This is a genomic window from Acinetobacter sp. Marseille-Q1618 (genome assembly GCF_902809855.1).
Taxonomy (GTDB): domain Bacteria; phylum Pseudomonadota; class Gammaproteobacteria; order Pseudomonadales; family Moraxellaceae; genus Acinetobacter.
The window spans coordinates 1-12,515 of record NZ_CADDWJ010000002.1; the positions used below are offsets into that span (position 1 = coordinate 1).

Here is a 12,515-nt window from a genome sequence, read left to right on the forward strand (position 1 = left end):
ATTACTCTCTTAAACCAGAAAGTCAACTGATAATGAAAACTATTTTTAATCCTTCCTGCTAAAACCCAACTCACCCATTTCATGCTAAATCACTGTTTTATCAGAAGTTTTAATCTTCATCACCGCCGATGGATGTGCATTCTACAGCATTTCTAAGCCCACGCAACCCCTTTTTAGCGTTTATTTTTATTTTTTTATTCAACTGTATATTTATTCTACAAATTTGGATTTTTCGCTTACTTTCCACTCTAAACAAAGCCCAAATATTTTAGATAATGCATTTACATAGATTTTTTGAACTATGTCTCATTTTTTATTAGAATAAACATATTATTATTCCACTTTCATCATAAATATGTCGCTAAATAAGTTTAGAGTTTTTTTTGTTATGGGAGTTTTGCTTTTTTTTAGCAATTTTTCTCAAGCAAACTCGACCCACAATATATATATGATGACACTTTCTATTTTAAGTTATGCAAAATGGAATGATCCAACTCCAACGCTATGCGTTACAGAAAATCAGAATGCAGCTAAACAATTTTTATTTTATTTAAAACAACAAAATTCACCTTTTAGCGTAAAAAATATATCTTATGATGAGATAAAGATAGAAAACTGTGATGCGATTTATTTTTCTAACACCTCTCCCAGCGTAGAACAGAAACTTTTAAATTCCACTGCAAAACAATCTGTGCTTTCTTTTAGCTCAAATAATCATGCTTGTGAAATCGGGAGTGTTTTTTGTTTACAAAGTACAAAAAATGGCAATACTATTTTTAAAGTAAACTTGGATAGCTTAGCACGCTCAAAAGTACATGTAGATCCTCGTGTTTTACTCTTAGCCAAAAATTCGGAGTAATAGTGATGATCCATAAGCTATATAAGTCGACTTCCTTACAAACATTATTCCGTAAATCTCAATTCACTATATTTGCAATTACTTTCGCAATTTGCACTTTTACCTTTGTCACAATTTCTGTCTTTACGATGGAATCTTTTGCAAAACAAAACCTACAATTAATTAGCCGCACTGTTTCAGAACGTATTCAACCTGCATTGGTATTTCAGGACAAATCTGCTTTATCACAAATTTTACATGAATATACTCAACAGCACTCTGTACGGTTAATTGAAGTTTATAATATTGAAAATCAGAAGATTTCTGAAAGTATTAAAAATGTAGACCATTATTCAGCGCTTCAAAATTTATTTGATCATATTTTTCTACGAGACGCCGTTCATGTTGCTGTTTCACACAATGGCAATTATGTTGGAAAAATCATTTTATACGGTAGCTCAAATGAAATTATGATGTTTATCATCAAAATTTTTATTGGTTTAGGCGTAGGCATGTTGTTCATGACACTTGCTTTATGGTGGTCGATCAATTTGACCTACCGCCACATCATGCAATCGATGATGCCTATTGTACAAATAGCACAATTAGTCAGCACACAAAGCGCTTATAATTTACGCTTTCCTAATAATGATATTCAAGAATTTAATCATCTGAATAATGTTTTTAATCAGTTACTTGAAGAAATTCAATCATGGCATACGCACTTACAAAATGAAAATCAACAATTGTCCTATCAAGTTCAGCATGATCATTTAACTGGGTTACCGAATCGAAATTACTTTTATCAAGTTTTAGTAAACTCATTTAACAATACTTCAGAAAAACAACAAATAGCTTTACTTTTTATTGATACCAATAACTTTAAAACAATTAATGATCAATATGGGCATCAAGCTGGCGATGCAGTCCTTAAAGAAATGGCACACCGTTTGCAAAAAAATATTCGACAAGATGATTTTGTGGCTCGTTTGAGTGGCGATGAATTTGCAATTATTTTAAACTCGATTCAACATATCGAACACTTAATTTCGATTGCAGAAAACCTAGTTAAAAGTTCTGAAGAGCCTTTGCTTTATAATGATCAAAGTATCTATTTCAGTTTTAGTTTAGGTATTGCACTTTCAAATCAAGCCATGTCACCCGAGGATTTAATTTCTCAAGCAGATCAAGCCATGTATAAAGCAAAATCTCTGACACACCATTGGTTTATTTACCATCATTAATTTATTTTGGAATGTTCATCATGTTTGCAAATCATTTTAAATTTTCTGTACTTGCTTTACTGTGTCTTGCATTAACAGGATGTTTAAATCTTGGTGGTCTTAAATACAATCAGGTACGTGCATTAAAAAAAGAAGGCTTCGTATTAACTGAAGAAGGCTGGAGTTTGGGATTACCTGAGCGTCTACTATTTGAGTTTGATCAAGCTGAAATTAGTGTACAAAAGCGAGAAGGCTTAGTGCGCTTATCACAACAGCTACAAAAGTATAATCTCACCAAAGTCAAAATTGTTGGACATACAGACGCTGTCGGCAGCACAGAGTACAATCTCGCACTTTCAAAAAAACGTGCGCAAAGTGTTGCCGATATTTTTATTGCTGAACATTTTAACCCACAAAATATTTATGTCATTGGTCGAGGTGCAGCACAGCCTATCGCTGCAAATGATACTGAACAACATCGCGCTGAAAATCGTCGAGTCACTGTAACGATTGTGCCATAAACACTTTCAAGCTAAAGAGGTCTTAATAGACCTTTTTTATTGCATTAAATTTTAGGCATAAAAAAACCGCTATATAGCGGATAATTTATATTTAAGTTTTATTACTTAAATTGGTCGGAGCAGTAGGATTCGAACCTACGACCCCCTGGTCCCAAACCAGGTGCACTACCAGGCTGTGCTATGCTCCGTTTTTCTCATCAAGAGATTGGGGTGAATGATGGGGCTCGAACCCACGACAACCGGAATCACAATCCGGGGCTCTACCAACTGAGCTACATCCACCGTTACAACATGCTTCAGATTCTACAATATCAAGTCGCAAATGGCGCGCCTGACAGGATTCGAACCTGTGACCATCCGCTTAGAAGGCGGATGCTCTATCCAACTGAGCTACAGGCGCATGACTGATAACTTTAACATTATCAATAAACCTTTGCCTTGAAGAATTGGTCGGAGCAGTAGGATTCGAACCTACGACCCCCTGGTCCCAAACCAGGTGCACTACCAGGCTGTGCTATGCTCCGATTCATCTCAGCTTTTTGTATCGAACATGTCGTTCGGTACGGTGTGCATTCTAGGCGTGACGCCCTTAGACGTCAACACCTATATTCAAAAAAAGTTAAAAAAAACTATCAAATGTATATTTATCAAACATTTCTAATATTTTTTATACAAAATTAACGTTTTAAGCTCGCACTAAAATTCAACATACGATCTAAAGGCAGTTTGGCACGTTGTGCTAATTCGGTATCCACAAACACTTCTTGATCATTTTTTTGTAAAACCTCCAAAATTCCATCCAATTCATTCATCGCCATCCAGGGGCAATGTGCGCATGAACGACAAGTCGCCCCCTCACCTGCTGTTGGCGCTTCAATCAATGTCTTATTTGGTACGGCTTGTTGCATTTTATAAAAAATACCACGGTCTGTAGCCACGATTAAGGTGTCTTGTGCTAAGTTTTGTGCTGCTTTAATCAGCTGCGAGGTACTTCCTACCGCATCTGCAATTTCAATCACAGACTCAGGCGACTCTGGATGAACCAATACGGCTGCATTTGGATATAAAGCTTTCATATTGCTAATGCCACGAGAGCGGAATTCTTCATGCACGATGCATGAACCATCCCAAAGCAACATGTCTGCCCCAGTTTTCTTTTGAATATAACGTCCAAGATGTTGATCTGGTGCCCAAATAATTTTTTCACCTAAACTATCTAAATGTTCAACAATCTCTACAGCACAGCTTGAAGTGACCACCCAATCCGCACGTGCTTTGACAGCGGCTGAGGTATTGGCATAAACCACTACAGTATAATCAGGATGAGCATCACAGAATGCGGTAAACTCATCCACGGGACAACCTAAATCAAGTGAACAGGTTGCCTCTAGAGTTGGCATTAAAATCTTTTTTTCAGGAGATAAAATCTTGGCAGTTTCCCCCATAAATTTCACACCTGCAACCACCAAGGTTGATGCGGGATGATCACGCCCAAAACGTGCCATTTCTAACGAATCAGAAACACAACCACCTGTGAGTTCAGCCAACTCTTGCACTTCAGGATCGCAATAATAATGCGCAACCAATACCGCATCTCGTTTTTCTAGCTCAGCTTTGATTTGAGCAAATTTTGCTTGTTTTGCTTCCTCAGTCAAAGCGTTACTTTTAGGTTCACCCAAACGATCTAAATGCGCTTGTACAATTGATTTTGCTTCATTGGCAATTAAATTGGTCGCATCATTCATAAAACGTATTCTCTATCCATATGCCTGTTCATCAACAAGCGTTTCATATAATTCACTGGCAATTTTGCGTTGGCTTATTTGACCAGTTATTAAAAAAACATCTAATTATAAAAAAACCTCACAACGGAGGTTTTTTTCAATTTTTGATTTTAAGAGCGATAATCTGCATTGATTTTGACGTAATCATATGACAAGTCACAGGTATAAACCGTATCTTTTGCAGTACCACGTCCTAAATCAACACGAATGGTCATTTCAGTTTGTGACATTACTCGTGCGCCTGCTTCTTCGGTATAGTCGGCAGCCGCGCCCCCATCTTTACAGATTTGTACATCATCTAACCAGACTTGGATTTTTTCGACATCTAAATCTTTCACCCCTGCATAACCAATTGCAGCAAGGATACGCCCCCAGTTTGGATCAGAGGCAAAAATTGCCGTTTTAACCAAAGGTGAATGCGCAATACTATAGGCAATGTCACAACACTCTTGTGTATCGTTTCCACCTTCAACAGCAACCGTAATAAATTTGGTTGCACCTTCACCATCACGAATAATTAACTGCGCTAAGCGCTTCATGACGCGACATAAAACATCTAACACCACCGCATAGCGTGGATCGTTTGTTGACTGGATTTCTGCGCCACCTGCACATCCTGTTGCCGCAAAGATACATGAATCATTGGTCGAAGTATCACCATCCACTGTAATACGGTTAAATGACTGATCAGCACTAATTTTTAACATTGTCTGAACCAATGGGCGAGCAATGGGTGCATCCGTTGCAACAAAGCTTAACATTGTTGCCATATTTGGACGAATCATGCCCGCACCTTTGGAAATACCCGTCATGGTATATGTGATGCCATCTAGCTCAAACTGTTCAGATGCACCTTTTGGCGTGGTGTCTGTGGTCATAATCCCTGTTGCAGCATCATGCCAAGTACTTTCACTTAGCGAAGCTAAAGCAGGCTGTAAACCTTGGGTTAAGCGCTCAATTGGAAGTTGCTCACCAATCACACCCGTTGAGAATGGTAAAACTTCAAACTCCTCAACCTGTGCCAATTCAGCTAGTTTTAAGCAGGTGAATTGTGCGTTTTGCATGCCTAATTTGCCTGTGCCGGCATTGGCATTTCCTGTATTAATCACTAAATAACGCGGATTGGCTTGTTGTAAATGTAGTTTAGACACATGCACTGGTGCTGCACAAAATGCGTTTTGTGTAAATACACCCGCAACATTTGTTCCTTTAGAAAATTCAAAAATGACTAGATCACGTCGATTTGGATAACGTACATACGCCTCTGCAGAGCCAATTTTTACCCCTTGCACCACATGCATATGTGGCATAGTTACGTCACCTACAGCCATTTTTAAATGTCCAGAATCAAATTAAGAAAACAACAGCTTATTAGAAAATGCATCAAAAATCGAGTTTATTGCTCAGTGAATTGTTTTTTATCATGTCCAAGCGACTTTTAAATCAATTTTTCATTCTAAGATGTTGGCAATAAAACCTTTCATAGAATATAAATATTCAAAATCATATAAAAATAAACCAGTATTTTCTAAATACTGGTTTGATTTGTTTTATCGTGACAAAAATTATTGCTGTGCAGTCGTTGTTGGCGGTACCTGCGCTTGAGCAACTGTTTGTTCATTTGGTAAAAGCGCTTGTTTTACTTTTTCTTGGCTGGAAGCAGACAGTGCTGGATTTGAAGCAACTACACGATTAATGGTTGCAGGAGTTACTGCTGCAATCGCTGCTGTTTTTAAAATAATTGGGCGACCACCTGTATTCCCCAAAGTATAACGAATGCCTGTACGTGGGCTAATCACTGTAGTTGAGTCATTTTTTACTTCTGCTTGTGCTTTCACTGTGCCTGCCGCAGCTTGTAAGTTTGCAACCGTCGTGGTTTGGGTTTGTGGTTGCGTATCTGCAAAAGCAAGCACGGGCATTGCTAAAACTGCAACAAATAAGGGTTTGAATAGTTTTTTCATTATCATTCCTAAATCTTTCAAACGGGTCGAGAAAGTAAATACCATTTAATCACACTGGGCGCAATCAATATTCACGCATTGTAATAACTTGTAAAAAAAGCAGAACCAAAGTCCTGCTTTTTTAAAGTATCAGCGGTAAATTACAATTTACCATGACATTGTTTGTATTTTAAACCTGAACCACATGGACAAGGAGCATTACGGCTTTCAGGCGGGGTAAAGCTTGCTTGTGGTTTGTCTAAATTCAACTGCTCATCTTCTGTTTGATAGTTAGCACTGACTTCACCTGTCAAACCATCTACATCATCATGCGCAAAGTTCAAACGCATTGCTTCTGCTTGCGCTTGTTGCTGCGCTTCCATTTCCGCTAACTCTTCTGGCGTTGGGATATGTACACGAGAAAGATCAGTCACTACATCCGACTTGATCACACCCAGCATATTTACAAACAAGTTAAATGCTTCTTTTTTGTATTCTTGCTCAGGATTCTTTTGTGCATAGCCACGTAAATGAATCCCTTGGCGTAAATAGTCCATCGCAGCCAAATGGTCTTTCCAATGACGGTCTAATGAACCTAACAAGAAATGACGTTCTAAGGTTGCAGCTGACTCTTCACCCATACTTTCACGACGTCGGCGATAGCGCTCTACAACTTCATCACTGATGCGTTCCACTAATGCTTCTTCATCTAAACGACGATCTTCTTCAAGCCATTGTGATACAGGCAGTTCGATCCCAAAGTCGACACGTAAAGCATTTTCCAAACCTTCAATATCCCATTGGTCATGGATCGACTCAGGCGGAATATAAGTTTCGATTAAGCCTTTCATGACTTCGTGATGCATTTCCTCAATATAATCTTGAAGCGTTGCTTCTTCTAAGATTTCATCACGTTGTGAGTAAATAATTTTACGTTGTTCATTATTTACATCATCGTATTTCAATAAGTTTTTACGAATATCGAAGTTACGTGCTTCGACTTTACGTTGTGCATTTTCGATTGAACGTGACACCATTTTATGCTCAATGGCTTCATTTTCCTGCAAGCCCATCGCACGCATCATTGCCACAACACGGTCACCTGCGAATATACGCATCAAATCGTCTTCAAGTGATAAGAAGAAGCGTGACACACCAGGGTCACCTTGACGACCTGAACGACCACGTAATTGGTTATCAATACGGCGTGATTCATGGCGCTCTGAACCAATGATATGTAAACCACCAGAACTTAACACCATTTCATTGTTCTTTTCCCACTCACTACGAAGGCGTGCTTCATCTTCAGGCGTTGGGTTTTCGATTTTGGCAAGCAAGGCTTTCCAGTTACCACCCAGCAAAATATCTGTACCACGACCTGCCATGTTGGTGGCAATCGTGACTGCATTTGGCGCACCAGCTTGGGCAATAATATCCGCTTCACGCTCATGCTGTTTTGCATTTAAAACTTCATGGTGAATGCCTGCTTCTTTGAGTTTATCCGATAAAATTTCTGAAGCTTCAATGGTTGCTGTACCAATCAAAATAGGCGCAACCCCAGCGGCATGAATTTTTTGAATTTCTTCAATAATCGCATTGTACTTACCATTACGATTTAAGTAGATTAAATCGTTTAAATCTTTACGCACCATTGGACGATGGGTTGGAATCAACACAACATCCAAACCGTAAATTTCTTTCATTTCCGCAGCTTCGGTATCTGCCGTACCTGTCATCCCTGAAAGTTTTTTGTATAAACGGAAATAGTTCTGGAATGTCGTCGTTGCCAAGGTTTGGTTTTCAGGTTGGATTTCTAAACCTTCTTTGGCTTCGACTGCTTGATGTAAACCTTCTGACCAACGGCGACCTGGCATGGTACGCCCAGTGTTTTCATCAACAATGATTACTTCGCCTTCATTAACAATGTAATGCACATTACGTTGATAAAGAAAATGCGCACGAATCGCTGCTGAAACATGATGTACAAGGTTTAAGTTACCTGCTGAGTACAAACTTTCGCCTTCAGCCAACAAGCCCATTTGAATGAGTTCTTGCTCTACTGTTTCATAACCGACTTCGGTCATTTCAACAGAACGCTGTTTTTCATCAATCCAGAAATGCCCACCGTCAGGAACTTTTTCTTCTTTCTGAGGAGTGAGTTTTGGTGGAATATTATTCATCAACTGATAAAGCTGTGATGAATCTTCACTTTGACCCGAAATAATCAATGGTGTACGTGCTTCATCAATTAAGATCGAGTCGACCTCATCGATAATGGCATAGGTCAGTCCACGTTGCTTTTTCTCGGACATCGAGAAAACCATGTTGTCACGTAGATAATCAAAGCCAAATTCGTTATTGGTACCGTAAGTAATGTCTGCACGATAAGCTTCAGCCTTTTCCATAGGCGCTTGCATGGAGTAAATCACCCCAACAGTTAAGCCTAAGAATTCGTACAACGGACGGTTTAACTCCGCATCACGTTGTGCCAAGTAATCGTTCACGGTGATAACGTGTACGCCTTGCTCACTAATAGCATTCAGATAAACAGCCAAAGTACCCATCAGGGTTTTACCTTCACCTGTACGCATCTCTGCGATTTTACCTTCATGTAAGGTAATACCACCGATGAGCTGCACATCATAATGACGCATCCCCATCACTCGCTTACCTGCTTCACGGCAGACAGCGAATGCTTCTGGCATCAACTGATCTAGGCTTTCACCTTTTTTGTATCTTTGTTTAAATTCTTCGGTTTTTGCAGATAAGTCAGCATCACTTAAAGCAGATATTGTCGGCTCAAGCGCATTGATCTTATCGACAATTTTACGCATGCGTTTCAGTTCACGCTCGTTTTTAGTACCGAAGATTCCTCCGATCAGGCTTGCCAACATGTATAGACTCTCTAAAACTTGCTTATCAAAATAAATTTTTCTCAGACGTTATTATGGTGTTAGAAATTTGAAGTACAAGGTTTTTACACAAAACCAATTAAAAAAATCTGCACACCGATTTTTGCGTGTATGAGTTTAGGCGACCTAATGTAGCAAATTTGCACGATAGACCGATAGATTATTCGACAGAAATCTGCAAATTTTATGCATCATTCAGTCTTTTTATGAAAAATAATCATAAAGAAATACAAAAACACTATTTTTAATTATAAGAAATTTAGGTGATAGTGTTTTTGACGAGCAAATACACAACTTTTTAGCATTTTAAATTTTGAGGTAAAAATAATGACGATTCGTTTAGGTGATGTTGCACCAGATTTTGAACAAGACTCAAGTGAAGGTAAAATTCATTTTTATGAGTTTTTAGGTGATGATTGGGGGATTTTATTTTCACATCCTGCAGATTACACGCCTGTATGTACGACTGAGCTAGGTTATACAGCAAAACTTAAAGATGAATTTGCAAAACGTGGCGTCAAAGCAATTGCCCTATCTGTTGATGACGTAGAGTCACATCAAGGCTGGATTCAAGACATTAATGAAACTCAAGACACAACAGTAAATTTTCCAATCATTGCGGATAAAGATCGTAAAGTATCTGAGTTATACGGATTTATTCATCCCAATGCCAGCGAAACTTTAACAGTGCGTTCTTTGGTAATCATTGATCCAAATAAAAAAGTCCGTTTAATCATTACTTATCCTGCATCAACTGGACGTAATTTTAATGAGATTTTACGCGTGATTGATTCCTTACAACTGACAGACAACTATAAAGTGGCAACGCCTGCCAATTGGCAAGAAGGTGAAGATGTAGTGATCGTGCCATCCATCAAGGATGAAGCTGAGCTAAAAGAACGTTTCCCAAAAGGTTATACGGCGGTTAAACCATATCTGCGTTTAACGCCACAACCCAATAAAGATTAATATTTAGTACTTAGTACATAAAATTAAATTTTTTATTTTCTCCATGAACTCCAATATTAGCAATTGGAGTTCTTTTTTATTTTAAACATTAAAAACTGCACTTAAATACCTTTATAAAATATCTTTATCAATGGATATTCTTTGCTTTGATAATATTGTTAGTTAAGGTAAAACATGAAAATGCGTACTTTGCATCGATTCACGTATTATAACCGTTTCAAGCCATGTGGCTAAGTGCGGATGTTGAGTTTTCCAATCATCCTCAGGAAAGCGAAAGTTGAGATATTCCAGCAAACACGCCACAGCAATTTCACCGATTGCAAAATTTTCAGTAAAATTATCTAAATGCTGTTCTAGCCAACTTAAAGCACTTTTCTGAGTTGTCACAAAACGCTGGATCATTTCTGCTGATTGTTGCTGCTCAGGTTTGTGTAACTCTGCATATAAACGCCCTACTGCTGTCATCGCACCATCCGCCAAAGCTTGTAAACGTAAGCTTTTAAAATATGCCACACGTTCAGTTGGATAAACCAAACTTTTGTCTTTCAGTGTACTTAAATACTCACAAATCAAAGCTGAATCAAAAAGCACTTCTTTGTGATTGAGCACCAAAGTAGGTACTTTGGACAAAGGATTAATCTTTCTTAGCTGTGGATCTGTCCAAGGGTCAACCACTAAAAAATCAAATTGATCTTGAATTTTTAACTCATAAATCAGTACTCGAACTTTACGAGCAAAAGGGGATGTCGGTGAATAATATAATTGCATCTGCCTACTCCTTGTTCTTATGATCCATGTACTTAGAGTATGCAATATAACAATCTCAAATTAGAGAATTGTTTAGTATGTTTTGTAAGCATTGGTTCTTATTTAAAAATAAGGTATAAATATTTTAGAAAATTTAAAAACAGAACAAGATGATCTATAACATTCACCATTTACACTGCGGTAGCATGTGTCCCATGTGCGCGCCTTTGTTTGGGCAAAAGGGTTTAAAAGCCAATTTGGTCTGTCATTGTTTATTGATTGAAACAGATCGAGGTTTAGTCTTGGTCGATACAGGTTTAGGCCTACAAGACTACTTACGCCCACAGCAACGCTTAGGTAAGTTCATGACAAAAATGAGTGCAATTGTGTCTGATCCATATTTGTCAGCGTTTCATCAAATTCAAAAACTTGGTTTTAAACCGAGCGATGTTCAACATATTTTGGTGAGTCATTTAGATTTTGATCATGCAGGAGGCATTGGTGATTTTCCCAATGCAACTGTGCATATTTTGTCGAATGAGTTTAATGCTGCGCAAACATTTTCCAGTAAAAACAAACTGCGTTATCGTCCACAACAGTTTAAAAATCATGCCTATTGGCATTTTTTAGAACATGAAGCAGGTGAACCTTGGTTTAATTTTCATCGTGTGCAAGGCTTTAAAATTTTTAAAGATGAAATTCTAATGATTCCTTTGCTTGGTCATACTGCAGGACATTGTGGTATTGCCATTCGCCAGAAAGATCAATGGCTGTTGTTTTGCGGTGATGCTTATTACTCTCATCTTGAACTTGATCCAAAGTATAAGTCTTTGGGCTTAAATTTGACTGAGCGTTTATTTGCATTTAATAATCAACAACGTCTACACAGTTTAAAAGCCATCCAAACTTTAACCCAAAATCAACCGCATATTGACATTATTTGTGCGCATGATCCTTTTGAATTACAGCGTTATTCTTCTTTATGAAATTACATTTTTTAGCAATTTTACTTAGCTCTAGCCTAATGACTGGCTGCATTACTTCATCAACGCTGCCACAAGAACAACGACCACAACAGTGGGGAGATTTAATTCAAAAATCTTCTAATTTTTATCAAATAAGTGAGCAGGTATTTCGCAGTGAACAGCCGAATGAAGAGCTAATTCCCCTGCTTGAAAAACATCAAATTGATATGGTGATTAATTTACGCAGTCGAGATAAAGATCGCACAACACTTGCAGGGCAAGGTTTTGATTTGGTGCATATTCCCATTAATACATGGGCAATTGATGAACATGATTTATTAAAAGTAATGCAAAGCATCCAAAAAGCACAACAGAAAAATCAAAAAGTTTTATTGCATTGTTATCATGGCTCTGATCGTACGGGTGCAAGTATCGCCATGTATCGAATTATTTTTGAAAATTGGTCAACACAAGATGCTTTAAAAGAAATGAAGCATGGTGGTTATGGTTTTCACCCGATTTGGATCAATATCGAAAAACAATTTAGCCCAGAAAAAATAAGATGGATTCGTGAGCAACTCACAAATCCATCTCTAATAGCAGAATCACAATAGAA

11 protein-coding genes and 4 tRNA genes are annotated in these 12,515 nt (G+C 38.0%); 6 read left to right on the forward strand and 9 right to left on the reverse strand.

Going from position 1 to position 12,515, the window contains the following annotated elements; all coding sequences use genetic code 11:
- Window positions 1–355 precede the first annotated feature (355 nt).
- Genes HUS24_RS07140 through HUS24_RS07150 form a run of 3 tightly spaced genes read left to right on the forward strand, consistent with a single transcriptional unit; the run spans window position 356 to window position 2,582 of the window.
- Window positions 356–859 (forward strand): YfiR family protein, encoded by a 504-nt coding sequence (locus HUS24_RS07140; protein WP_173911423.1) that lies wholly within the window; start codon window positions 356–358, stop codon window positions 857–859.
- A gap of 5 nt (window positions 860–864) precedes the next feature.
- Entirely contained in the window at window positions 865–2,082 is a 1,218-nt protein-coding gene (locus HUS24_RS07145) for a sensor domain-containing diguanylate cyclase (RefSeq protein WP_173911424.1), read from the forward strand.
- A 20-nt stretch (window positions 2,083–2,102) separates the two neighbouring features.
- Window positions 2,103–2,582, forward strand: coding sequence for an OmpA family protein (locus HUS24_RS07150; RefSeq protein ID WP_173911425.1), 480 nt, complete (start codon window positions 2,103–2,105; stop codon window positions 2,580–2,582).
- 111 nt (window positions 2,583–2,693) lie between these two features.
- Here the strand turns inward: HUS24_RS07150 and HUS24_RS07155 are convergent.
- From HUS24_RS07155 to secA, 8 genes are all read right to left on the reverse strand, one after another.
- Window positions 2,694–2,770 (reverse strand) — tRNA-Pro (locus tag HUS24_RS07155).
- Window positions 2,771–2,788: 18 nt separating this feature from the next.
- Window positions 2,789–2,864, reverse strand: a tRNA-His gene (locus HUS24_RS07160).
- A gap of 41 nt (window positions 2,865–2,905) precedes the next feature.
- Window positions 2,906–2,982: transfer RNA gene (locus HUS24_RS07165), tRNA-Arg, on the reverse strand.
- Between the two features lie 47 nt (window positions 2,983–3,029).
- Window positions 3,030–3,106, reverse strand: a tRNA-Pro gene (locus HUS24_RS07170).
- A 153-nt stretch (window positions 3,107–3,259) separates the two neighbouring features.
- Window positions 3,260–4,327: a quinolinate synthase NadA gene (gene nadA, locus HUS24_RS07175; RefSeq protein ID WP_173911426.1), complete on the reverse strand. Its 1,068-nt coding sequence runs from the start codon at window positions 4,325–4,327 to the stop codon at window positions 3,260–3,262.
- 149 nt (window positions 4,328–4,476) lie between these two features.
- Entirely contained in the window at window positions 4,477–5,697 is a 1,221-nt protein-coding gene (gene argJ, locus HUS24_RS07180) for a bifunctional glutamate N-acetyltransferase/amino-acid acetyltransferase ArgJ (RefSeq protein ID WP_173911427.1), read from the reverse strand.
- Window positions 5,698–5,931: 234 nt separating this feature from the next.
- Window positions 5,932–6,327, reverse strand: coding sequence for a hypothetical protein (locus HUS24_RS07185; protein WP_173911428.1), 396 nt, complete (start codon window positions 6,325–6,327; stop codon window positions 5,932–5,934).
- A 140-nt stretch (window positions 6,328–6,467) separates the two neighbouring features.
- On the reverse strand, window positions 6,468–9,200 hold the full coding sequence (secA, locus tag HUS24_RS07190) for a preprotein translocase subunit SecA (protein ID WP_173911429.1): 2,733 nt from the start codon (window positions 9,198–9,200) through the stop codon (window positions 6,468–6,470).
- A 345-nt stretch (window positions 9,201–9,545) separates the two neighbouring features.
- Between secA and HUS24_RS07195 the strand changes: the two genes are divergently transcribed.
- Window positions 9,546–10,187 carry a peroxiredoxin gene (locus tag HUS24_RS07195; protein WP_173911430.1) on the forward strand — a complete coding sequence of 214 codons (642 nt, stop codon included), beginning with the start codon at window positions 9,546–9,548 and terminating at the stop codon, window positions 10,185–10,187.
- 162 nt (window positions 10,188–10,349) lie between these two features.
- On the opposite strand, the gene HUS24_RS07200 is transcribed toward HUS24_RS07195, so the two are convergent.
- On the reverse strand, window positions 10,350–10,955 hold the full coding sequence (locus HUS24_RS07200; RefSeq protein WP_173911431.1) for a glutathione S-transferase N-terminal domain-containing protein: 606 nt from the start codon (window positions 10,953–10,955) through the stop codon (window positions 10,350–10,352).
- 149 nt (window positions 10,956–11,104) lie between these two features.
- Between HUS24_RS07200 and HUS24_RS07205 the strand changes: the two genes are divergently transcribed.
- Both HUS24_RS07205 and HUS24_RS07210 read left to right on the forward strand, forming a co-directional pair.
- Window positions 11,105–11,920 carry an MBL fold metallo-hydrolase gene (locus HUS24_RS07205; RefSeq protein WP_173911432.1) on the forward strand — a complete coding sequence of 272 codons (816 nt, stop codon included), beginning with the start codon at window positions 11,105–11,107 and terminating at the stop codon, window positions 11,918–11,920.
- Complete coding sequence (locus HUS24_RS07210) at window positions 11,917–12,513, forward strand: dual specificity protein phosphatase family protein (RefSeq protein WP_173911433.1); 597 nt, start codon at window positions 11,917–11,919, stop codon at window positions 12,511–12,513. The genes HUS24_RS07205 and HUS24_RS07210 overlap by 4 nt, the downstream gene beginning before the upstream one ends.
- Window positions 12,514–12,515 lie beyond the last annotated feature (2 nt).

Excerpts from the sequence above, each read along its gene's own strand:
- HUS24_RS07140 (WP_173911423.1), top strand. The coding sequence starts at position 356 with ATGTCGCTAAATAAGTTTAGAGTTTTTTTTGTTATGGGAGTTTTGCTT.
- HUS24_RS07145 (WP_173911424.1), top strand. The coding sequence starts at position 865 with ATGATCCATAAGCTATATAAGTCGACTTCCTTACAAACATTATTCCGT.
- HUS24_RS07150 (WP_173911425.1), top strand. The coding sequence starts at position 2,103 with ATGTTTGCAAATCATTTTAAATTTTCTGTACTTGCTTTACTGTGTCTT.
- nadA (WP_173911426.1), bottom strand. The coding sequence starts at position 4,327 with ATGAATGATGCGACCAATTTAATTGCCAATGAAGCAAAATCAATTGTA.
- argJ (WP_173911427.1), bottom strand. The coding sequence starts at position 5,697 with ATGGCTGTAGGTGACGTAACTATGCCACATATGCATGTGGTGCAAGGG.
- HUS24_RS07185 (WP_173911428.1), bottom strand. The coding sequence starts at position 6,327 with ATGAAAAAACTATTCAAACCCTTATTTGTTGCAGTTTTAGCAATGCCC.
- secA (WP_173911429.1), bottom strand. The coding sequence starts at position 9,200 with ATGTTGGCAAGCCTGATCGGAGGAATCTTCGGTACTAAAAACGAGCGT.
- HUS24_RS07195 (WP_173911430.1), top strand. The coding sequence starts at position 9,546 with ATGACGATTCGTTTAGGTGATGTTGCACCAGATTTTGAACAAGACTCA.
- HUS24_RS07200 (WP_173911431.1), bottom strand. The coding sequence starts at position 10,955 with ATGCAATTATATTATTCACCGACATCCCCTTTTGCTCGTAAAGTTCGA.
- HUS24_RS07205 (WP_173911432.1), top strand. The coding sequence starts at position 11,105 with ATGATCTATAACATTCACCATTTACACTGCGGTAGCATGTGTCCCATG.
- HUS24_RS07210 (WP_173911433.1), top strand. The coding sequence starts at position 11,917 with ATGAAATTACATTTTTTAGCAATTTTACTTAGCTCTAGCCTAATGACT.